The 22,215-nt window shown below is 72.9% G+C and carries 13 protein-coding genes; 10 read left to right on the top strand and 3 right to left on the bottom strand.

Going from position 1 to position 22,215, the window contains the following annotated elements; translation table 11 throughout:
• Nucleotides 1–115: 115 nt before the first annotated feature.
• The 5 genes from glgX to ACFYYF_RS35585 all read left to right on the top strand — a co-directional run bounded on the left by glgX (nt 116) and on the right by ACFYYF_RS35585 (nt 9,942).
• Nucleotides 116–2,452 carry a glycogen debranching protein GlgX gene (gene glgX / locus ACFYYF_RS35605; protein ID WP_388782269.1) on the top strand — a complete coding sequence of 779 codons (2,337 nt, stop codon included), beginning with the start codon at nt 116–118 and terminating at the stop codon, nt 2,450–2,452.
• A 155-nt stretch (nt 2,453–2,607) separates the two neighbouring features.
• Entirely contained in the window at nt 2,608–4,458 is a 1,851-nt protein-coding gene (locus ACFYYF_RS35600; protein ID WP_388782267.1) for an ABC transporter ATP-binding protein, read from the top strand.
• A complete protein-coding gene (locus tag ACFYYF_RS35595) occupies nt 4,455–6,320 on the top strand; it encodes an ABC transporter ATP-binding protein (protein WP_388782264.1) in 1,866 nt (621 codons plus the stop codon). Before ACFYYF_RS35600 ends, ACFYYF_RS35595 begins: the two co-directional genes overlap by 4 nt.
• A gap of 95 nt (nt 6,321–6,415) precedes the next feature.
• A complete protein-coding gene (locus ACFYYF_RS35590) occupies nt 6,416–8,188 on the top strand; it encodes an ABC transporter transmembrane domain-containing protein (RefSeq protein WP_388782260.1) in 1,773 nt (590 codons plus the stop codon).
• 47 nt (nt 8,189–8,235) lie between these two features.
• Nucleotides 8,236–9,942, top strand: a complete 1,707-nt coding sequence (locus tag ACFYYF_RS35585; protein WP_388782524.1) for an ABC transporter ATP-binding protein — start codon at nt 8,236–8,238, stop codon at nt 9,940–9,942.
• A gap of 51 nt (nt 9,943–9,993) precedes the next feature.
• Here ACFYYF_RS35585 and ACFYYF_RS35580 read toward each other — a convergent pair whose 3' ends face one another.
• Together ACFYYF_RS35580 and ACFYYF_RS35575 are read right to left on the bottom strand one after the other, a co-directional pair.
• Entirely contained in the window at nt 9,994–10,395 is a 402-nt protein-coding gene (locus ACFYYF_RS35580) for a hypothetical protein (RefSeq protein ID WP_388782257.1), read from the bottom strand.
• A gap of 93 nt (nt 10,396–10,488) precedes the next feature.
• Entirely contained in the window at nt 10,489–11,292 is an 804-nt protein-coding gene (locus tag ACFYYF_RS35575; protein ID WP_388782254.1) for a TNT domain-containing protein, read from the bottom strand.
• Between the two features lie 523 nt (nt 11,293–11,815).
• Between ACFYYF_RS35575 and ACFYYF_RS35570 the strand changes: the two genes are divergently transcribed.
• The 3 genes from ACFYYF_RS35570 to ACFYYF_RS35560 all read left to right on the top strand — a co-directional run bounded on the left by ACFYYF_RS35570 (nt 11,816) and on the right by ACFYYF_RS35560 (nt 16,420).
• Nucleotides 11,816–13,879, top strand: a complete 2,064-nt coding sequence (locus ACFYYF_RS35570; RefSeq protein WP_388782251.1) for a M4 family metallopeptidase — start codon at nt 11,816–11,818, stop codon at nt 13,877–13,879.
• Between the two features lie 308 nt (nt 13,880–14,187).
• On the top strand, nt 14,188–15,849 hold the full coding sequence (locus ACFYYF_RS35565; RefSeq protein ID WP_388782249.1) for a M4 family metallopeptidase: 1,662 nt from the start codon (nt 14,188–14,190) through the stop codon (nt 15,847–15,849).
• A gap of 70 nt (nt 15,850–15,919) precedes the next feature.
• Entirely contained in the window at nt 15,920–16,420 is a 501-nt protein-coding gene (locus tag ACFYYF_RS35560) for a DUF1990 domain-containing protein (RefSeq protein WP_361691618.1), read from the top strand.
• Nucleotides 16,421–16,507: 87 nt separating this feature from the next.
• Here ACFYYF_RS35560 and ACFYYF_RS35555 read toward each other — a convergent pair whose 3' ends face one another.
• Nucleotides 16,508–19,126, bottom strand: a complete 2,619-nt coding sequence (locus ACFYYF_RS35555; protein ID WP_388782246.1) for a glycosyltransferase family 1 protein — start codon at nt 19,124–19,126, stop codon at nt 16,508–16,510.
• Nucleotides 19,127–19,466: 340 nt separating this feature from the next.
• Here ACFYYF_RS35555 and ACFYYF_RS35550 point away from each other — a divergent pair, with 340 nt between their 5' ends.
• Both ACFYYF_RS35550 and ACFYYF_RS35545 read left to right on the top strand, forming a co-directional pair.
• Nucleotides 19,467–20,753: a S8 family peptidase gene (locus ACFYYF_RS35550; protein WP_388782244.1), complete on the top strand. Its 1,287-nt coding sequence runs from the start codon at nt 19,467–19,469 to the stop codon at nt 20,751–20,753.
• 221 nt (nt 20,754–20,974) lie between these two features.
• Nucleotides 20,975–22,215, top strand: a 1,241-nt coding sequence (locus ACFYYF_RS35545) for a maltotransferase domain-containing protein (protein WP_388782241.1), incomplete at its 3' end; no start/stop codon positions are given.

Here is a 22,215-nt window from a genome sequence, read left to right as displayed (position 1 = left end):
GAGTGCGAGCCACGCTCTGGGCAGAACAGTGGGGAGGACGACGCGCCAAGGAGCCGCGGCCGGGACGCCGCGCACCCTTTTCCGCTCCGTTCCACGAGCCGTGGGAGGCTGACCGGTGTCGAGCGCACCCGAGCAGGAGGCGGTCCACGAGGGACGCGCCGCGGGCGGCGGCCTGCCCGCGCAGACCGTCACGGATCCGGCGGGGCCGCCCGCCGCCCCACCACCCGCCGCCGTGCCGGCACCCGCGGACCCGGCGGCGGAGCCGGCCGCTCCCGCGCTGAACGGCTCACGGCACCCCGCGGCGCCCGCCGTGGCCGTGTGGCCGGGTGCGCCCACGCCGCTCGGAGCACGCTTCCGGGTCGGCCCCGACGGCACCACGGGCACCAACTTCGCCCTGTGGGCGGGCGGCGCGGAGGCCGTCGACCTGTGCCTCTTCGACGAGGAGGGCGCCGAGACCCGCGTCCCGCTGGCCGAACTCACCCACGAGATCTGGCACGGCTTCGTCCCCGGGGTGCGCCCCGGCCGCCGCTACGGCTTCCGGGTGCACGGCCGCTGGGACCCGTGGACCGGGGCCCGCTGGAACCCGGCGAAGCTGCTCCTCGACCCGTACGCCCGCGCCGTGGACGGCGACTTCACCCTGCCGCCGGAGGTGTACGGGCACGTCCGCGACTGGCCGCAGCAGCAGGTCGCCGACACCGTGCGCGACGACCGCGACTCGGCTCCCCTCGTCCCCAAGGGCGTGGTCGTCCAGGACGACGACGACTGGTCGGACGACCGCCGCCCCAAGACCCCGTGGGCGGACTCGGTCATCTACGAACTGCACGTGCGCGGATTCACCCGTCTGCACCCCTCGATCCCCGAGGAACTGCGCGGCACGTACGCCGGACTGGCGCACCCGGCCGCGATCGAGCACCTGGTGAACCTCGGCGTGACGGCGGTGGAACTGCTGCCGGTGCACCAGTTCGCGCACGAGGACCACCTGCTGCGCCGGGGTCTGAAGAACTACTGGGGCTACAACTCGATCGGCTACTTCGCCCCGCACGCCGCCTACGCGGCCTCCGGCACGAGGGGCCAGCAGGTCGGCGAGTTCAAGCGGATGGTGCGCGCGCTGCACGCGGCGGGGATCGAGGTCATCCTCGACGTCGTCTACAACCACACCGCGGAGGCGGGCGAACTGGGCCCGATGCTGTCGCTGCGCGGCATCGACAACCGGGGGTACTACCGGCTCCAGCCGGACGCCCGCCGCTACGCGGACTACACGGGCTGCGGCAACACCCTGCACGTCGTGCAGCCGCAGGTGCTGCGGCTGATCACGGACTCGCTGCGGTACTGGGTCACCGAGATGGGCGTCGACGGGTTCCGCTTCGACCTGGCGGCGGCGCTGGCCCGGTCCATGCACGACGTCGACATGCTGTCGCCGTTCCTCGCCGTCATCGCCCAGGATCCGGTGCTGCGCCGGGTCAAACTCATCGCCGAGCCGTGGGACGTGGGCTCCGGCGGCTACCAGGTGGGCGCCTTCCCGCCCCTGTGGACGGAGTGGAACGACCGCTACCGCAACGCCGTCCGGGACTTCTGGCGCGGGGCGCTGCCCGACGTACGGGACCTGGGCTACCGGCTGTCGGGGTCGAGCGACCTGTACGCCTGGGGCGGCCGGCGCCCGTACGCGTCCGTCAACTTCGTGACCGCCCACGACGGTTTCACCCTGCGCGACCTCGTGTCGTACGAACGCAAGCACAACGAGGCGAACGGCGAGGGCAACCGCGACGGCACGGACGACAACCGGGCCTGGAACGGCGGGACGGAGGGCGAGAGCGAGGACGCGGACCTGCGGGCGCTGCGGCGGCGCCAGCTGAGGAACCTGCTGACGACGCTGCTGCTGTCGACGGGCGTGCCGATGCTGGTCGCCGGGGACGAGTTCGGGCGCACCCAGCACGGCAACAACAACGCCTACTGCCAGGACAACGAGATCAGCTGGGTCGACTGGTCGCAGCTCGACGACCCCGGCTGGCGGGCGCTGTTCGAGCTGACGTCCCGCCTGATCGCGCTGCGCCACGCCCATCCCGTGCTGCGCCGCCGGGCGTTCTTCTCGGGGCGGGCCCACTCGGCCGACGGGCTGCGGGATCTGGCCTGGTTCACCGCGCGGGGCACCGAGATGACGGAACGGGACTGGTACGCGCCCGCCGCGACCCTCGGCATGTATCTGTCCGGGCGGGACATCCCCGGGCGGGACCAGCGGGGCGCCCCGGTCGTCGACGACAGTTTCCTCGCCGTGCTGCACGCCGGGGACCGGCCGGCCTCCTTCGAACTGCCGGGGTCGCCGTGGGCCGCCGCGTACGAGGTGGTCGTGGACACCTCGCTCGAAGACCAGGCCGCGGCGCCCGCGCTCACCCACCGGGCGGGCACGGCGATCACGGTGCCGGCGCGGTCCGTGCTGCTGCTGAAGGTCCGCTGAAGGCCCGGCCGGCCGCGGATGCCGCCCGTACGCCGTCACCACGGCGGCCGGGCGGTCCCCGGCCGCGGGACGACCGTTCCGAAGGGCTCGGGACGACGCAGACGCGCCGAAAACTCGGTGGGCACTGTCAGTGGTGAAACGTAGGCTCGGTCATGATGACCACCTCCGATGCAGCCGCCCAGGACCACCCCGACCGTTCGACCGTACGCAGCCTGCTGCGCCTGTGGCCCTATGTGCGCCCGGTGCGGGCGAGATGGTTCGCCGCGGCGCTCGTCGCCGTCGTCGCGTCCTGTCTCTCGCTCGTGTTCCCGCTGATCCTGAAGTGGATGGTGGACGGCCCCGTCGCCGGGCACGATCCGGCGGGAGTCTGGCTCGGGGCGCTGTACCTGCTGCTGCTCGGCATCGCCGAGGCCGGTCTGTTCGGGCTGCGCCGCTGGCTGGTGGCCCGCCCGCTGGCCGGGGTCGAGGCCGGTATGCGGGCCGATCTGTACCGCCATCTCCAGCGCCTGCCGGTCGCGTTCCACGACCGCTGGGCGTCGGGCCAGCTCCTGTCCCGGGCGACCACCGATCTGATGCTGGTCCGTATGTTCCTGGCGTTCCCGCTGACCTTCCTGCTGGTCAACGGCGTGACGATCCTCGCGGGCATCGCCATCATGCTGGCCCAGCAGTGGACTCTCGGGCTGGTGCTCCTCGCCCCCGCCGTCCCCGTCATGATCGTCTGCTGGTTCTTCGAGCGGCACTACGCGGAGGTGGCGCGGCGGGCCCAGGACCAGGTCGGCGACCTGACGACGGTGGTCGAGGAGAGCGTGCTCGGCATCCGGATCATCAAGGGGTTCGGACGCCATCGCAGCCAGGCGCGCGCGTTCCGAGAGCTGTCGCGGACGCTGCGCGGCACGGAACTGGTCAAGGCCCGGCTGCTCGCCTCCATCTGGGGCTTCATCGTCACCCTGCCCGAGTTCGCCATCGGCGCCGCCCTCGTCCTCGGCACGGTCCAGGTCGCCGACGGCCGGCTCTCCGCCGGCACGCTGGTGGCGTTCCTGTCGACCGCGCTCGCGCTGCGCTGGCCCGTCGACTCGATCGGCTTCCTCCTGGCGATGAGCCAGGAGGCCGCGACGGCCACCGAGCGGTACTTCGAGGTCATGCGGGCGGCGCCCGAGTCGGACGGCCCGGGTGCTCCGGCCGTCGGGCCCGAGGCCGGCGAAGCGGCAGCCGAGGCCGCCGGTGACGACGCCGCTGACAGTGACATTGACGGTGACGGTGACGGCGGACTGCGGTTCCACGGCGTCGAGTTCCGCTATCCGGACGCCCCCGCGGACACGCCCCCGGTGCTGGCCCGCATCGACCTGCACGTCCGCCCCGGCGAGAGCATGGCGCTCGTCGGCGCCACCGGCAGCGGCAAGACCACCCTCACCGCCCTCGTCCCCCGTCTGCACGAGGTGACCTCCGGCCGGATCACCCTGGACGGCCGGGACATCACGCGGATGCCCCGCGAGGAGCTTCGCGAACTCGTCGCCGTCGCCTTCGAGGAACCCACCCTGTTCTCGGCCACGGTCGGCGAGAACGTCCTGATGGGCGCGCCGGAGACCGCCGGCCGCACGGAGCTGGACCGTGCTCTCGCCGTCGCACAGGCCGACTTCGCGCACACCCTGCCCCAGGGCACCGGGACGCAGGTCGGCGAACAGGGCCTCAGCCTCTCCGGCGGCCAGCGGCAGCGGCTCGCGCTGGCCCGCGCGGTGGTCGGCCGCCCGCGCTTCCTGGTGCTCGACGACCCGCTCTCCGCGCTCGACGTCCACACCGAGGCGGCGGTCGAGGCCGCCCTGCGCCGGGTGCTGGCGGAGACGACCGCGCTGATCGTGGCGCACCGGCCGTCCACGGTCCTGCTGGCCGACCGGGTGGCCCTCGTCTCCGACGGCCGCATCGCGGCGGTCGGCACCCACCACGAACTGCTGCGCACCCACGCCGAATACGCCCACCTGATGTCGGGGGCAGAGGAGGACGACCGATGACGGCGGCGCCCACCACCACCGCACCGGACAAGGAACCGAAGGGCGGGGCGCCCTCGGCGCCCGAAGCCCACCAGGACCCCTTCGACCACGACACCCTGCCCGCTCCCCCGGGCGCGACCGCGACGCTGCTGCGCTCGCTGCTCGCACCACTGCGGGCCCGGGTGGCGCTGACCACCGTTCTGCTGCTGCTCCAGCAGGCGGCCGTGCAGGTGGGCCCGCTGCTGGTGGCGTACGCCATCGACCGGGCCGTGCCGGCCTTCCGGCAGGACGACCACGGGCCGCTGATCGCGGTGGGCACCGCCTATCTGCTGTGCGCGGCGGCCTCCGGCGGACTCCAGTACGCCTTCATCATCGCCTCGGCCCGGGTCAACCAGGACGTGCTGCTCGATCTGCGCGGCCGCATCTTCCGGCACGCCCAGGCGCTCAGCGTCGACTTCCACGAGCGCTACACCTCCGGCCGGCTGATCTCCCGCTCCACGACGGACGTCGAGTCGCTGCGCGAACTGCTCAGCGAGGGGCTCCAGGAACTCGTCACCGTCATCCTGTCCTTCGTCTACATCTCGGCGATGCTGCTGTGGCTGGACATGGGGCTGGGCGCGGTCGCGGTGGCCTCCTTCGTGCCGCTGTACCTGCTCATCCGCCGCTACCAGCGCCGCGCCGGCCAGATCTTCGCCGTCCGTTCGACGACGATCGCCGCGGTGATCGTGAAGTTCGCGGAGACGATGAACGGCATCAGGCCGGTGCGCGCGTTCCGCCGGGAGGCCGCGAACGAGGCCGAGTTCAAGGTGCTCAACCGGCGGCACGAGCGGACGAACGGCGACGCCCTGCTGGAGATGGCGCGCTATGTCGTCGGCTCCCGTCTCGTCGCCAACACGGCGGTCGCGGGCATCGTGCTGTGGGGCGCCTACCGGGTGGCGTCGGGTTCGCTGGCGCTCGGTGTGCTCGCCGCGGCGGTGCTGTACCTGCGCCGGCTCTACGACCCCATCGACCGCCTCGGCATGTTCCTGAACTCCTACCAGTCCGCCGCGGCCTCGCTGGAGAAGATCGCCGGTCTGCTGGCCCAGACGCCGTCCGTGCCGGAGCCCTCCGTGCCCCGGGAGCTTCCGGCCCTCGCCTCCGAACACCCCGGCCGCGCGGTCGTCTTCGACGAGGTCCGCTTCGCCTACCGCACCGGCGGGGAGGTCCTGCCCGCCTTCTCGCTCACCCTGCCCGCCGGACAGACGGTGGCCGTGGTCGGCTCGACCGGCGCGGGCAAGTCGACGCTCGCCAAGCTCCTGGCCCGGTTCTACGACCCCTCCGACGGCCGGGTCCTGCTCGACGGCGTCGATCTGCGCGAGCTGCCGGTGCCCGAACTGCGGCGCGGGGTCGTGATGGTGACGCAGGAGGCGTTCCTGTTCTCCGGCACGGTCGCCGAGAACATCGCCATCGGCCGCCCCGAGGCGTCCCGCGAGGAGATCGAGCGGGCGGCGAAGGCGATCGGCGCGCACGACTTCATCAGCGCTCTTCCCGACGGCTACGACACGGACGTACGCAAGCGCGGCGGCCGGATCTCCGCCGGTCAGCGTCAACTCGTCGCCTTCGCGCGGGCTCTGCTCGCCGACCCGGCCGTCCTGATCCTCGACGAGGCGACCAGCTCCCTGGACATCCCGGGCGAACGGGCCGTGCAGCGCGCCATGTCGACGGTCCTGCGGGGCCGTACGGCGGTGGTCATCGCGCACCGGCTGTCGACGGTGGCGATCGCCGACCGGGTCCTGGTGATGGAACACGGCCGGATCGTCGAGGACGGCACTCCCGCCGAACTCATCGCGGGCACGGGGCGGTTCGCGGACCTGCACAGGGCCTGGCGGGACAGCCTCGTCTAGCGGCGGACGGGCGGTACCGCCGGACGGCGGGCACGACCGCGGGCGCAGGGGCGGACCGGTGGGCGACGGGCGGACGAGGGGGCGGAAGAAGGCTGATGATCGACACGTACGGGGATCCGGGGACACCGGACCGCCGGGGCGGCTGGCGGTTCCTGTGGTGGCTGGTCACCCGGCAGGCGCACCGGTCCGTCACCGGCGCGGTGGTCTCCACCGTGTGGATGGGGCTCACGGCGCTGACGCCGTATCTCCTGTCCCGGGCGATCGACGACGGGCTGGAGCCGGGTGACGGGGCCGCGCTGGCGGGCTGGACGGCCGCCGTGTTCGTCACCGGGGCGTTCAACGCCGGTCTGGGCGTCGTGCGGCACCGCACGATGACCAAGGTCCGGATGGACGCCAACTTCCGCACGGTCAAGCTCGTGGTCGAGCACGCGGCCCGGCTCGGCGCGGCGCTCGCGCGGCAGACCGGCACGGGGGAGATCGTCACCGTCGGCGTCCGCGACGTGAACACGATCAGCAACTCGCTGACGGTCGTCGGCCCCGGTCTGGCCGCGATCGTCACCTACGGCGTGGTGGCCGCGCTCCTGCTACCGGTCTCGGTGCAGCTCTCCGCGGTGATCCTGCTCGGGGTGCCGCTGACGGCCGGGCTCGTCGGGCCGCTCACGGTCCGCCTCCAGTCAACGGAGACGGGATACCGCGAACGGCAGTCCGTCCTGACCGCGCGCGTCGGCGACCTCGCGGGCGGTCTGCGCGTCCTGAACGGCCTCGGCGGCAAGGGGCTGTTCGCGGACGCGTTCCGCCGCGATTCGCGGAAGCTGCGCGAACAGGGCTACCGGGTCGGCGCCGTGACGAGCTGGATCCAGGCCCTGGGCGTGGGCATGCCGACCGTGCTGCTGGCCGCGGTGACCTGGCTCGCGGCCCGCCTTGCGGCGCAGGGAGACATCACCGTCGGCCAGTTGGTGTCCGTGTACGGGTACGTCGCGGTCCTCGTGCTGCCGGTGTACTTCTTCATCGACTGCGGCTACGAACTCTCCCGGGCCGTGGTCGCCGCCCGGCGCGTGGTCCGGTTCCTTTCCCTGGAACCCGACAGGTCTGCGCCGGACGCGCTCGACGCCCCGGGGTCCCCGGCGGTGCTGCACGATCCGGAGTCCGGGGTCCGGGTGGTCCCGGGGAGGCTGACCGTGCTGGCCGGGGCCCGTCCCGAACAGTCCGCGGCCGTGGTCGACCGCCTCGGCCGGTTCGCCGCCTCGGACGTGACCTGGGGCGGTGTACGGCTCGACGCGCTCGCGCTGCCCCAGGTGCGCGAGCGGATCCTGGTCGCCGACAACGAGGCCGACCTGTTCGCCGGCACCCTGCGCGAGTCCGTCCGGGCGCGCCGGGACCCCGACGACGAGACCATCGGCCGGGCCGTGCGCGCGGCCGCCGCCGACGACATCGTCCTCGGGCTACCGGACGGCCTCGACGCGGCCCTCGACGCGCAGGGCCGGAACCTGTCCGGCGGGCAGCGGCAGCGGGTCCGTCTCGTGCGCGCGCTCCTCGCGGATCCCGAGGTGCTGCTCGCCGTCGAACCGACCTCGGCGCTCGACGCCCACACCGAGGCGACGGTCGCGGCCCGGCTGCGCGCCGCCCGCGGGGACCGTACGACCGTCGTGACGAGCACGTCGCCGCTCGTCCTCGACCACGCGGACACCGTCTGCTTCCTCGTCGACGGCAAGGCCGCTGCCACCGGCAGCCACCGCGAACTCCTGCGGACGGAACCGGGATACCGGTCGCTGGTCTCCCGCGACGCGGAGCCGGAGGAGGACGCGGGGACGGACGACGCGGGAGCCGGGGACCAAGTGGCGGACGTGGACGAGGAGGTGACGCCGTGACGGGCGGGCTGCCGGTGGCGGGGCGCGCCGAGGTGCGGCGGGCGGCGATGCGGCTGATCCGTGCGGACAAGCGCGTGTTCGGCGTCGTGCTCGCCCTCAACGCGCTGGCCGCCGGTGCCGGGCTGGCCGGCCCCTGGCTGCTCGGGCGGATGATCGACGACGTGCGCGGGGGCGCCGGTGTCGAGGCGGTGGACGGGCCGGCGCTCGTCATCCTGCTGGCCGCTCTGGTCCAGCTCCTGCTGTCGCGCTGGGCCGGGTACGCGGGCTATCGCTTCGGCGAGCGAACCCTCGCGCGGGTGCGCGAGGAGTTCGTGGAGCGGACGCTGACGCTGCCCGCGTCGGTCGTGGAGCGGGCGGGCACCGGCGATCTGACGGCGCGCGCCACCGCCGACGTCACCGAGGTGGGCACCATCCTGCGCGACTCGGGACCCCAGCTCCTGATCTCCGGCGCGCAGGCGCTGTTCGTCCTCGTCGCCGTCTTCGTCATCGACCCGCTGCTCGGCCTCTGCGGGGTCCTGGGACTGACCGGCATCGGCTTCGCGCTGCGCTGGTACCTGCGCCGGGCGCGCTCCGCCTATCTCGCCCAGGGCGCCGCCGGCTCGGAGGTCGCGGAGATCCTCGCGGCCACCGCGTCCGGTGCCCGCACGGTGGAGGCGTTCGGGCTGCGCGAGCGCCGGACGCGGGCGAGCCGGGACGCGCTGGAGGCGTCCCGGGTCACGCGGATGCGGACGCTGTTCCTGCGCAACGTGTTCTTCCCGGCCGTGGAGATCTCGTACGTCGTGCCGGTCGCGACGGTCCTCCTGGTGGGCGGTGCGCTGCACGCCCGGGGCACGCTGAGTCTCGGCACCGTGGTCGCCGCGACGCTCTATCTGCACCGGCTCGCCGAACCCCTCGACCAGATCCTGGGCCAGGTCGAGCAACTGCAGAGCAGCGGCGCCTCGTTCGCCCGTGTGGAGGGGCTGGCCGCCGCGCCGCGCGCCGTCCCGGCCGGCTCTCCCGTACCGGAGGACGACCGGATCGACGTCACCGGCGTGCGCTACGCGTACGAGCGCGGCGGCGAGGTGCTGCGCGGGGTCGATCTGACGGTGCGGCCCGGGGAGCGGCTGGCCGTCGTGGGCCCCTCCGGGGCGGGGAAGACCACGCTGAGCAGACTGCTGGCGGGTGTCGACGCCCCGGGCAGCGGGTCGGTGACGGTCGGCGGGGTGCCGGTCGTCGACCTCGACCCGGAGCAGCTTCGCCGGCATGTCGTCCTCGTCACCCAGGAGCACCACGTGTTCCTGGGCACGGTCCGCGACAACCTGCTCATCGCCGAACCGGACGCCGACGACGCCGCGTTGTGGGCCGCGCTCGCGGCGGTCGGCGCGGAGGACTGGGCCGGGGACCTCCCGGACGGTCTTGACACCGAACTGGGCCCCCTGGCGGTGCGCGTCGACGGCTCACGGGCCCAGCAGCTCGCGCTGGCCCGGGTGGTGCTCGCCGACCCGCACACCCTGATCCTCGACGAGGCCACGGCGCTCCTGGACCCGACGACCGCCCGGCACACGGAGCGTGCGCTGGCCACCGTGCTGGAGGGCAGGACCGTCATCGCGATCGCCCACCGGCTGCACACCGCCCACGACGCGGACAGGGTGGCGGTGATGGAGGACGGCCGGCTGACCGAACTGGGTACGCACGACGAACTGGTGGCGGCCGGGGGGCCGTACGCGGCGCTGTGGCACTCGTGGCACGGGGACCGGGAGCCCTCCGCCGGCTGAACCGGTCCGCCGCCCCGGGCCGGGCGGCGCCCGGGACCCGCCGCGGACAGGCTACGGGGGACCGTCGTCTTCCGGGGGCTTCTCGCCGGGCTTCCCGGTCGCCTTGCGGAGCAGTTCGGCGAGGGCGGCTTCGAGGTCGTCGTCGGCCTGGCGTTGCAGGGCCTCGGGGTCCGGGGGCGGGGCGGCCGGCTCTCCGGGGGCGGGGGCGGCGGCGGGCGGTTCCCCGCCGAGGAGCCGGTCGTGGATCCACCGGCAGGCGGCGTCCTCGTCGGTGAACCGCTCGAAGACCTGACGGGTCCCCCGCTCGTGGACGCCCACGGCCCAGTCCCCCTCGTGGCCGTCGAGGAAGTAGCGGTCGGCCGCGAGGTGGCGGCCCGGGCAGTCCGCGATCTCGTAGGACGTGGCGGGAACCCGGGCCGCTTCGAGGGCCCGGCACAGCGCGAACCGGTCCATGCGATCGGCCCTTCCGCCGGGGCGGAGCCGGCCCGGTCGTCGCCGGGTCCGGCTTCCGCGCGCGGCCGTGCGCCTCCCTGACGGGGGGCCTGGTCAGTCGTTGGTGCGCACCAGCGTGCCGTTGCTCACGAGGTCCGCCACCGTCGTGCGGGGGATGTCGGGGCAGAACCTGCTGGACGTCACGTACTGGGTGCCGAGGCCGGGCTGCTCGAAGCCGGGGGCGGTCCGGCCCGCGCAGACCGTCACGTCCTTGGCCAGCTTGTACGAGTGGTAGTTGTACGGGTAGCGCGGGTCCGAGGTGTTGAGGCTCGACGGCGGGATGACGCGCTTGCCGTACTTGGTGCCCTTGGGGGCCAGGAAGCGGCCCGCCTCGCTGCCGAAGCGGTCGAGCCGCAGGCCGGCGTGGAGCACGAGCGGGGCGGCGACGACCGTGCCGTTGCGGTGGGTGAAGCCGTCGTCCGGCGGGTAACGCCAGTCGCCCTGGCCCGAGTCGGCGGTGGGGTCCCACCACTTGTCGAGGAACCGCACGGCGGTGAGGCCGCCGAGGCGGTCGTACCGGTCGAGGATGTGGCCGAGGATGCCCCTGGTCGGCAGTCGCCGGGGACCGAGGCGCCAGTCGCCGCAGAAGAAGTAGGGGCGCAGCTCCGGCGGGATGGGGTCCGGTACGAGTCCCCTGCACACGCGGGACGGGGCGGACCCGCCCTGCTGGTCCCCCGGTTTCACGTGTCCGGGGGCCGGCTTCGGCTCCGGGGTGGCGGACAGGGCGTGGACGGCGCCGGCCGTGCGGCCGCCGTCGGGGTGGGCGGGCGCCGCGGACGAGACGGAGGAGCCGGCTACCAGGGAGCCGGCCAGGCCTCCCAGTGCAGCCAGGCTCGCACACCAATGTGACCTTCTCACCAAACCTCCTGCGGGTATACCTGTCCGGATCGCACCGCCTCGCCCGGTCGGGGGCGCCCGGTACGGACCGGAATGCCGTGGATCACTCAAACCGCAGGGGCGCGGGGCGGGCGAGGGGACGTGCCGGAAGGCCCCCGAAAGGGTCTGGGCTTCATTCCGTTGCTGACGGCGGGCCGGTCATCTGGCGGTACACGCGGCCCGCCGGGACTCCCGCCGGCGCGCCCCGGGAGGTTGGCCGAAACACCGTCACCCCGCACGCCGGGACGAACACCCGAAGGCGAATCCGTATATCGAACATGACTAACCGGACAACGAACCGTTTCCGGCCATTTTTGTGACGCGGTCCTGACAGAAAGGGTTATCTCCTGCCACTCTTCCCTCGGCCACTTCACAGTCACCTCACAGCAACTCCGGCTGTGCCGGGCCGAACGACCACCCCATGCACCTGGTTCCGCGTACGCACAGTTCTGCCCGGACGGCTTCGTCCATCGTCCGGTCTCCCCTGGCCGCGCGATCCGCGGCCATGCAGAAGGAGTCAGTGTTGAGCACCAGTTCTCCCCACAGACGCACCTCCCACATCACCCGGCGCCGGGTCACCGGCGTCGCCCTCGTCGGCGTCACCGCCCTGCTGGCGGCGGCCGTCCAGTCGGGCGCCGCGAGCGCCGCCCCCGAACAGGCCCCCCGGGCGGGCAAGGTCAACCCGGGCGCCGTCGCCATGAAGCTCACCGCCTCGCAGCGCGCCGAGCTGATACGCGACGCCGACGCGGCCAAGGCCACGACCGCCCGGGACCTGGGCCTCGGCGCCGGCGAGCGCCTCGTCGCACGTGACGTCATGAAGGACGCCGACGGCACCGTCCACACCCGCTACGAGCGGACGTACGAAGGACTGCCGGTCCTCGGCGGCGACCTGGTCGTCGACACCTCCAAGTCCGGGCGGACCGGGCACGTCTACAAGGCGACGAAGGCGTCCCTGAAGGTCGCCGACCTCAAGCCCGCGGTCGCCCCCGCCACCGCGGAGAAGCAGGCGCTGTCGGCCGCCAGGTCCGCCGGTTCGAAGAACACCGCCGCCGACCGCGCGCCCCGCAAGGTGATCTGGGCCGCCACCGGCAGGCCGACCCTCGCCTACGAGACCGTCGTCGGCGGCCTCCAGGACGACGGCACCCCCAACGAACTGCACGTCATCACCGACGCGGCCACCGGCAAGAAGCTCTACGAGTACCAGGGCATCGAGACCGGCATCGGCAACACCCAGTACAGCGGCCAGGTGACCCTGACGACCACGCAGTCGGGCTCCAACTACACGCTCACCGACGGCGCGCGCGGCGGCCACAAGACGTACAACCTGAACCGGGGTACGTCCGGCACCGGCACGCTGTTCTCGCAGACGAGCGACACCTGGGGCAACGGCACCACGTCGAACGCCGCGACGGCCGGCGCGGACGCCCACTACGGCGCCGCGGAGACGTGGGACTTCTACAAGAACACCTTCGGCCGCAGCGGCATCAAGAACAACGGCGTCGGGGCCTACTCCCGCGTGCACTACGGCAACTCGTACGTGAACGCGTTCTGGGACGACGGCTGCTTCTGCATGACCTACGGCGACGGTTCCGGGAACGCCGACCCGCTCACCGCGATCGACGTGGCCGGCCACGAGATGAGCCACGGCGTCACCTCCAACACCGCGGGCCTCAACTACTCGGGCGAGTCCGGCGGTCTGAACGAGGCGACCTCCGACATCTTCGGCACCGGCGTGGAGTTCTACGCCAACAACTCGACCGACGTCGGCGACTACCTCATCGGCGAGAAGATCGACATCAACGGCGACGGCACCCCGCTGCGCTACATGGACAAGCCGAGCAAGGACGGCGCCTCCAAGGACTCCTGGTACTCCGGGGTCGGCAACGTGGACGTGCACTACTCGTCGGGTGTCGCCAACCACTTCTTCTACCTGCTGAGCGAGGGCAGCGGCGCCAAGGTCATCAACGGCGTCAGCTACAACTCGCCCACCTCCGACGGGCTTCCGGTCACCGGCATCGGCCGCGACAAGGCGCTGCAGATCTGGTACCGCGCGCTCACCACCAAGTTCACCTCGACCACCAACTACGCGTCGGCCCGTACCGGCACGCTCGCGGCGGCCGGTGAGCTGTACGGGACGACGAGCGCCGAGTACACGGCGGTGCAGAACGCCTGGGCCGCCGTGAACGTCGGTTCGCGGCCCGGGGGTGGCGGCGGTGGCGGCACGTCGTTCGAGAACACGGCCGACGTATCGATTCCGGACAACGGAGCGGCGGTCACCTCCTCGATCACGGTCAGCGGCCGTACCGGCAACGCCCCGTCGAACCTGGCGGTCGCGGTCGACATCGTGCACACCTGGCGGGGCGACCTCCAGATCGACCTGGTCGCCCCCGACGGCTCGACCTACCGCCTGAAGAGCACCAGCTCGTCCGACTCGGCGGACAACGTGAACGCGACCTACACGGTCAACGCGTCCTCCGAAGTCGCCAACGGCACCTGGAAACTGAAGGTCCAGGACAAGGCGGCCCAGGACACCGGCTACATCAACAGCTGGAAGCTCACCTTCCCGTAGACCGCGGCGCAAGGCCGCACGCGAGCGGTGTGCCAGGGCGCCGCCCCGGAGGTTCGACTCCCCGGGGCGGCGCCCTCCTTTACCGGAAAGGGAGTTTGCGCCGACCCGCTCTTGGCCCGGGCCGGCGCACGCCCCGGTGCCCCAACTGTTCACCTGGTAGACGATTTTCGGCCAAGGTCTTTATGGGCTCCTGACATGTACGCGGCCGGGATGGCACGCTTCACCCGCACGGCTCACCCGCACCGCAACTTCCCAACCGTCCATCCGGCCCCCACGCCGTTCGGACGTCCCCACACGAAGGAGCTTGCGTGACCCCCCTCTACGCGCGTCACAAGCGCACCACTCTGGCCATCGCCACCGCTGTCGCTGCCGGAGCCCTGCTCACCACCGGTCTGACCACCGGTGCCTCTGCCCAGACCGAGGCGTCCCCCACCGGCCGGGTCACCCCCCTCGCCGCGTCCCCGGTCCAGCTCTCCGCCTCCGCCCGCACCGCGCTCATCCAGAAGGCCGACGCCGCGAAGGGGGAGACGGCCCAGCGGATAGGCCTCGGCGCCAAGGAGAAGCTCGTCGTCAGAGACGTCGTCAAGGACGCCGACGGCACGGTCCACACCCGTTACGAGCGCACGTACAACGGGCTTCCGGTCCTCGGCGGCGATCTCGTCGTCCACGAGAAGGCCGGCAAGACCGAGGGCGTGACGAAGGCGACGAAGACGGCCATCAAGGTCGCCTCGCTCAAGCCGCTGGTCACCACCGCCAAGGCCGAGAAGCAGGCGCTGACCGCCGCCAAGGACGCCGGCTCGGCCAAGACCGCCGCCGACCAGGCCCCCCGCAAGGTGATCTGGGCCGCCGCCGGCAAGCCGACCCTCGCCTACGAGACCGTCGTCGGCGGCCTCCAGGACGACGGCACCCCCAACGAACTGCACGTCATCACCGACGCGGCCACCGGCAAGAAGCTCTACGAGTACCAGGGCATCGAGACCGGCACCGGCAAGACGCTCTACTCGGGCACGGTCACGCTCAACTCGACCCTGTCGGGCTCCACGTACAGCCTGACCGACGGCACCCGCGGCGGCCACAAGACGTACAACAAGTCGCACGGCACCAGCTCCTCCGCCGGCACGCTGTTCACCGACGCGGACGACGTCTGGGGCACCGGCGCGGCCTCCAGCTCCACCACCGACCAGACGGCGGCCGCCGACGCCGCCTACGGCGCGCAGGTGACCTGGGACTTCTACAAGAACACCTTCGGCCGCAGCGGCATCAAGAACAACGGCGTGGGAGCGTACTCGCGCGTCCACTACGGCAACGCGTACGTCAACGCGTTCTGGGACGACAGCTGCTTCTGCATGACGTACGGCGACGGCTCGGGCAACACGCACCCGCTGACCTCGCTCGACGTCGCCGGCCACGAGATGAGCCACGGCGTCACCGCCAACACCGCCGGCCTGAACTACTCCGGCGAGTCCGGCGGCCTCAACGAGGCCACCTCGGACATCTTCGGCACCGGTGTCGAGTTCTACGCGGCGAACTCCTCCGACGTGGGCGACTACCTCATCGGCGAGAAGATCAACATCAACGGCGACGGCACCCCGCTGCGCTACATGGACAAGCCCAGCAAGGACGGCGGCTCCGCGGACTACTGGTCCTCCACCGTCGGCAACAAGGACGTGCACTACTCGTCCGGCGTCGCGAACCACTTCTTCTACCTCCTCTCGGAGGGCAGCGGCGCGAAGACGATCAACGGTGTCAGCTACAACTCCCCGACCTACAGCGGCTCGACGGTCACCGGCATCGGCCGGGCCAAGGCCCTGCAGATCTGGTACAAGGCGCTGACGACCTACATGACCTCGTCGACGAACTACAAGGGCGCCCGTACGGCCACCCTGTCGGCGGCGTCCGCGCTGTACGGCTCCAGCAGCACCGAGTACGCGGCGGTGGCGGCGGCCTGGACCGCGGTCAACGTCAGCTAGCGCGAACGTAATCGAACCGAGGCGGCACCCGGCACGGAACCGTGCCGGGTGCCGCCTTACCCTTGCCCCCATGCCCTACACGTACGAGGACGTGGGCGCGACCCGCGAGGACCGCTGCCCCCCGGGCTTCCACCGGCTGCACGTGCGCTCCCGCATAGGCGAGGGCGAGGCCGTCTTCCGGCGCGCGTCCGAAGCCCTGATGACCTGGGAGATGCACCGGGCCATGGGGATCCGCATGGACTCCGAGGCCGGCAAGGCGGCACCGGGCGTCGACGTGACGGTCGGCATCGGCCTGATCAAGGCCCCCTGCCGCGTCGTCTGGACCGCCGAGGAGTACCGGCGCACCGCCTGGGCCTACGGAACCCTTTCCGGCCATCCCGAGTGCGGCGAGGAGGCCTTCGTCGTCTCCCGCACCGGCGACGGCACCGTCTGGCTGACGATCACGGCCTTCAGCCGCGCGGCCAAGTGGTACGCCCGCGCGGGCGGCGCCGTCACCCGCAGCCTGCAGCGCGCCTACGCACAGCGCTGCGGCACGGTGATGCGACGCCTGTGCGCGGGGCTCGACGACTGAACCGGCCCCCGGACGCGCGACCGGCGCGACCGGGACGAGCCGTCACCCACGGCTCACCCCTGCCGCGCCGGCCGCGCGTCCTTCGTATCAGCGCATCAGCAGGCCCGCGCCCTCTCCCGTCTCCTCCGAGGGCACCGCCAGCAGTCCCATCTCCGCGCCCGACGCCAGCAGGCGGTGCGACGGCAGGATCCGGACCGTGTAGCCGAAGGAGCCCGTGCGGTCCAGGGACAGCGGACCCTCGTACGCCCAACGGCCCTCCAGGTCGGGCCCGTTGGTCGGCTTCAGCGGGACACACACCGCGTCCGCGATGCGGTCGTCCCCGTCGACCCGGCCCGCTACCGCCTGGACCTCCACGTCGTCCGGGACGAGATCGCCGAGCCCGACGCGGACCCGCAGCGACAGCGTGGTGCCCAGCTCGGCGGTCGTGGTGGCCGAGGACGCCTCGACGTGATCGACCGTGATCCGCGGCCAGGCGGCCCGGACCCGCGACTTCCAGGCGGCCAGCTCACGGGCCGTCTCGGGGGTGAGCGACCGGTGGGCCTGGGCCGCCGGGGCGTACAGGCGCTCCACGTACTCGCGCACCATCCGGCCCGCCAGGACCTTCGGGCCGAGGTGGGTGAGCGTCCGGCGGACCATCTCGATCCACCGGTCGGGCAGGCCCTCCTGGCCCCGCTCGTAGAAGCGGGGGGCCACCCGCTGCTCCAGCAGCTCGTACAGCGCCGCGGCCTCCAGCTCGTCCCGGCGGTCGTCGTCGGTCGCGGTGCCGTCCGCGGTCGGGATCGCCCAGCCGAAGTCGGGCTGGAACCACTCGTCCCACCAGCCGTCCAGGACCGAGAGGTTGAGACAGCCGTTGAGCGCGGCCTTCATCCCGCTCGTGCCGCACGCCTCCAGCGGACGCAGCGGGTTGTTGAGCCAGATGTCGCAGCCCGGATAGAGCTTCTGCGCCATCGCCATGCCGTAGTCGGGCAGGAAGACGATCCGGTGGCGCACCCGGGGGTCGTCGGCGAACCGGACGAGTTCCTGGATCAGCCGCTTGCCGCCGTCGTCGGCGGGGTGCGCCTTGCCCGCGACGACGATCTGGACCGGCCGCTCGGAGTGCAGCAGCAGATCCATGAGCCGGTCACGGTCCCGCAGCATGAGCGTCAGCCGCTTGTACGAGGGGACGCGGCGCGCGAAGCCGATGGTGAGGACGTCGGGGTCGAGGACGCCGTCGATCCAGCCGAGTTCGGCGGTGCCGGCGCCGCGCTGCCGCCAGGAGGCCCGCAGCCGGTCCCGTACCTCCGTCACGAGCTGTTCCCGCAGCACCCTGCGCAGGTCCCAGATCTCCTGGTCGGCGATCTCGGCCACCGCGTCCCAGCGGTCGGAGCCGCCGACGGTCAGCGCGTCCTCGGTGCGCTGCGCGCCGACCTGCCGGGCGCCGAGACGGAAGACCTCGGGGGCCACCCAGGTGGGCGCGTGGACGCCGTTGGTGACCGAGGTGATCGGCACCTCCTCGGGGTCGAAGCCCGGCCAGAGCCCGGAGAACATCTCCCGGCTGACCTGGCCGTGCAGCAGGGACACCCCGTTCGCCCGCTGCCCCAGACGCAGGCCCATCACGGCCATGTTGAAGAGGTTCGGCTCGCCTCCCGGATAGGTCTCCATCCCGAGGGCGAGGACGCGTTCGACGTCGATGCGCGGGAGTTCGGCGTCGGCGCCGAAGTGACGGGCGACCACCTCCCGGTCGAAGCGGTCGATGCCGGCGGGCACCGGGGTGTGGGTGGTGAAGACCGTTCCGGCCCTGACCGCCTCCAGCGCGGAGTCGAAGTCCATTCCCCGGTCGCCGAGTTCGGCGATCCGCTCCAGGCCGAGGAAGCCCGCGTGCCCCTCGTTCGTGTGGAACACCTCGGGCTCCGGGTGCCCGGTCAGCCGGCAGTACGTCCTGACCGCCCGCACCCCTCCTATGCCGAGCAGCATCTCCTGGAGGAGCCGGTGTTCGCTGCCGCCGCCGTAGAGCCGGTCGGTGACCCCGCGTTCGCCGGCGCCGTTCTCCTCGACGTCGGAGTCGAGCATGAGCAGCGGGACGCGGCCGACCTGGGCGAGCCAGATCCGGGCGTGCAGCGCGCGGCCGCCGGGCAGCGCGAGCGACACCTGGGCGGGTGTGCCGTCGTCCTCGCTCAGCGGCACCACGGGCAGTTCGTTCGGGTCGAGGACCGGATAGTGCTCCTGCTGCCAGCCCTCGCGGGACAGGGACTGGCGGAAGTAGCCGTGCCGGTAGAGCAGGCCCACGCCGATCAGCGGGGCGCCCAGGTCGCTGGCGGCCTTGAGATGGTCGCCGGCGAGGATGCCGAGGCCCCCGGAGTACTGCGGCAGGGCGGCGGTGATGCCGAACTCGGGCGAGAAGTAGGCGATGGCGGCGGGCAGGTCGCCGGTCTGCGTCTGGTACCAGCGGTCGCCGCCCATGTACTCGCGCAGGTCGTCACGGACCGCGGCGAGACGGCCCAGGAAACGGCTGTCCTCCGCGAGCTCCGCGAGCCGTCCGGCCGGCACACTGCCGAGCAGTCGTACGGGGTCGTCGCCGCACGCGGCCCAGCGCTCGGGGTCGACGGACCGGAAGAGGTCGCGGGTCTCGGCGTGCCAGGACCAGCGGAGGTTGCGGGCCAGGTCACTGAGCGGGTGAAGGGCTTCGGGGAGAACGGGTCGGACGGTGAATCTGCGGATCGCCTTCACGAATTCCACCTTCACGGAGGACGTACGCGGCTGAGGGACGCACGGCGTTGTGCGGCCTTCGTCTCCCACGACGTTAGCGGCGAGGGTGCCTTCGCGACACGGCGCATCGCGGCACTGCCCCCGATCGGGGCCGACCGTGTGACATCGGCGTGAAATCGACGCAACCCTCACGGAGGCCTCGGGGACGCCTCACTGACGGCATGGCCGATTCCACCCGCATAGGCGGTCTTGTGATGCTTCGCACCGCACGAGAGGCTCACCGGGTGACGTGCGGCCGGTGCCTGCCCCCGACGGCCGGACCCGGCCTCGCCACGTCGCGTCGAGGAGGGGAACTCAGGTCATGGCACGGACGAGGAAGTGGCGTCTGCGCTGGGCGGCGGGTCTCACGGCGGTCACCACGGCCGCGGTGCTTTCGGCCAACGCCCCGCCCGCGCAGGCGGCCCGGCCGGGCCGGACGTCCGGCACGGGGGAGCCGGGCTCCGTCAGCGGCAGCTACATCGTGACGCTCAACAGCGGTACGCGGGCTCGTTCTCCGGCCGGCGCGAGCGTCGCCGGGCGGTACGGAGCGAGAATCAGCCACACCTACGGCACGGTGCTCAACGGCTTCGCCGTACGGGCCGACGCGAGAGCCGCCCGGCGGCTCGCCGCGGATCCCCGCGTGACCTCCGTCGTCCGGGACGGCCGCGTGGCGCTGGACCGGGTCCTGACCACCGGCGCGACGGCAGCGCGGGACCGGGCCGCGGGAACGACGGCCGCGCGGGACCGGACGACGGGGACGCGCGACGGGCGGGTCCGGAGCGGCCCGCCGTCGTGGGGGCTGGACCGGATCGACCAGACGGGCCGGGCGCTCGACCGGCGGTACACGGCTCCCGGGTCGGCGGGTTCGGGGGTGACCGTCTACGTCATCGACACCGGTGTCCGCGTCACGCACCGGGACTTCGGCGGCCGGGCGAGCTACGGCTGGGACTTCGTCGACGGCGACGCGACGGCCCAGGACGGCAACGGCCACGGCACCCATGTCGCCGGAACGGTCGCCGGCGCCCGCTACGGCGTGGCCGGGAAAGCCAGGATCGTCGCCGTCCGCGTCCTCGACGACCAGGGCGCCGGCTCCACCGCCCAGGTCATCGCGGGCATCGACTGGGTCACCCGGCACGCGAGGAAGCCGGCCGTGGCCAATCTCAGTCTCGGCGGGTACGCCGACGCCCAGCTCGACGCGGCCGTCCGCAACTCGATCGCCTCCGGTGTGACCTACACGGTCGCGGCGGGCAACTCCGGGCTGCCGGCCTCGCTCTGCTCCCCGGCCCGGGTCGCCGAGGCGCTCACGGTCGGCGCGACCGACCGGACCGACGCGCGGGCGCGCTTCTCGAACACCGGGCCCGCGCTCGACCTCTTCGCGCCGGGGGTGGACATCACGTCGACTTCGTACACCGGCGACACGGCGAAAGCCGTCGCCTCCGGAACGTCGATGGCGAGCCCGCACGCCGCGGGGGCGGCCGCGCTGTATCTGGCGGACCATCCCCGGGCGGCGCCCGCGCAGGTGGCGAAGGCGCTGGTGGGACGGGCGGTCCCGGGAAAGGTGTCGGGCGCGGGACCGGGTTCGCCGGACAGACTGCTGCACGTCGGCTGACCCCGGGGCGGCTCCGGCACAACCAGGGTGATTCGGCCACACCGCACCGGCCTCGCCTGCCCGGGACGAGGCCGGTCTTGTGTGTAGACATACGCGTGAGTAGTTAACAAAGTGCCGGAATGCCCACCCGCATAGGGTGGGAAGGCTCCTCCGGTACGCCCGCAGGCCCCACCTCCCCACACCCCATCCGCCCACCCACGTTGACGCGGACAGGAGCGGTCATGCCCGCCACGCACCACACGTCGCCACCCCCGACGACCACCCCCGAGACGCCCAGAACACGCACGGCCGAGGCCGGGCCCCGGACATCTGCCTCACCCTCCGCACCCGGAAAACCGTCGGCGGCCGCCGGCACCTCCGCCCCCGACGCCTCCAGCTCCGGCGCGTCCGGCGCCCGCTCCGGCGCGTCCGGCTCCGACGAGCGCCCGGCGAGCGCCGGTTCCACCTCCGGCGGCACCGACGGGGGCTCCGGCACCTCCGCCGCCGTCCCCGGGGCTCCGTCCGCCGGCGCGTCCGCTCCGGAGGCGTCCGCCCCTCGCGGCACCACCCCGCGGTCCAAGACGGCCAAGTCCGCCGCCAAGAAGGCCAAGTCGTCCGCTCCGAAGACGGTCAAGGCATCCGGCCCCAAGGCGGACAAGCCCTCCGCTCCGAAGACGGTCAAAGCCTCCGGCTCCAAGCCGGACAAGGCGTCCACCCCCAAGACGGGCAAGCCGTCCGTCCCCAAGGCCGACAAGTCCGCGCCGAAGGAAGTCAAGCCCGCTCCGAAGGCGGTCAAGGCCGCGCCGAAGGCAGTCAGGGCCGCCGTCCCCGCCACCCGCGCCCCCGAGACGCCCCTCGCCGTCCTCGCTCCGGCGACGGCCGTCGGACGCATCCCCGTCCTCGACGTCCGCCCGGTCGTGCAGCACGGGCGGCGTCCCGCCAAGGCGGTGGTGGGCGAGGAGTTCGAGGTGTCGGCCACCGTCTTCCGCGAGGGCCATGACGCCGTCGCCGCGAACGTCGTCCTGCGCGACCCGGACGGACGCCCCGGCCCCTGGGCACCGATGCGCGAGCTGGCCCCCGGCACCGACCGCTGGGGTGCCAGGGTGAGCGCGGCCGCGGAAGGCCGCTGGACGTACACGGTGGAGGCGTGGGGGGACCCGGTCACCACCTGGAGGCATCACGCGGGGATCAAGATCCCGGCCGGTCTCGACACCGAACTGGTACTGGAGGAGGGCGCCCTGCTGTACGAGCGGGCGGCCGCCGGCCTGCCGAAGGGGACCCGGGGCGGGAAGGACAGGGACACGCTTCTCGGGGCCGTGGACGCGCTGCGCGACACCGGGCGTCCCGTGGCCGCCCGCCTGGCCGCCGCGCTCACCCCGCAGGTGGACGCCGTCCTCGCGGAGCATCCGCTGCGTGAACTCCTCACGTCCTCTGAGCCGTTGCCGTTGCTGGTGGAGCGGGAGCGGGCGCTGTACGGGGCGTG

Source organism: Streptomyces sp. NPDC001914, from assembly GCF_042891215.1.
GTDB lineage: Bacteria > Actinomycetota > Actinomycetes > Streptomycetales > Streptomycetaceae > Streptomyces.
Note: the sequence above shows the minus strand (reverse complement) of the source record. Positions and strands in the feature narration are given on the sequence as shown.

Excerpts from the sequence above, each read along its gene's own strand:
- ACFYYF_RS35550 (WP_388782244.1), top strand. The coding sequence starts at position 19,467 with ATGGCACGGACGAGGAAGTGGCGTCTGCGCTGGGCGGCGGGTCTCACG.
- ACFYYF_RS35560 (WP_361691618.1), top strand. The coding sequence starts at position 15,920 with ATGCCCTACACGTACGAGGACGTGGGCGCGACCCGCGAGGACCGCTGC.
- ACFYYF_RS35595 (WP_388782264.1), top strand. The coding sequence starts at position 4,455 with ATGACGGCGGCGCCCACCACCACCGCACCGGACAAGGAACCGAAGGGC.
- ACFYYF_RS35585 (WP_388782524.1), top strand. The coding sequence starts at position 8,236 with ATGCGGCTGATCCGTGCGGACAAGCGCGTGTTCGGCGTCGTGCTCGCC.
- ACFYYF_RS35600 (WP_388782267.1), top strand. The coding sequence starts at position 2,608 with ATGACCACCTCCGATGCAGCCGCCCAGGACCACCCCGACCGTTCGACC.
- ACFYYF_RS35590 (WP_388782260.1), top strand. The coding sequence starts at position 6,416 with ATGATCGACACGTACGGGGATCCGGGGACACCGGACCGCCGGGGCGGC.
- ACFYYF_RS35570 (WP_388782251.1), top strand. The coding sequence starts at position 11,816 with ATGCAGAAGGAGTCAGTGTTGAGCACCAGTTCTCCCCACAGACGCACC.
- ACFYYF_RS35580 (WP_388782257.1), bottom strand. The coding sequence starts at position 10,395 with ATGGACCGGTTCGCGCTGTGCCGGGCCCTCGAAGCGGCCCGGGTTCCC.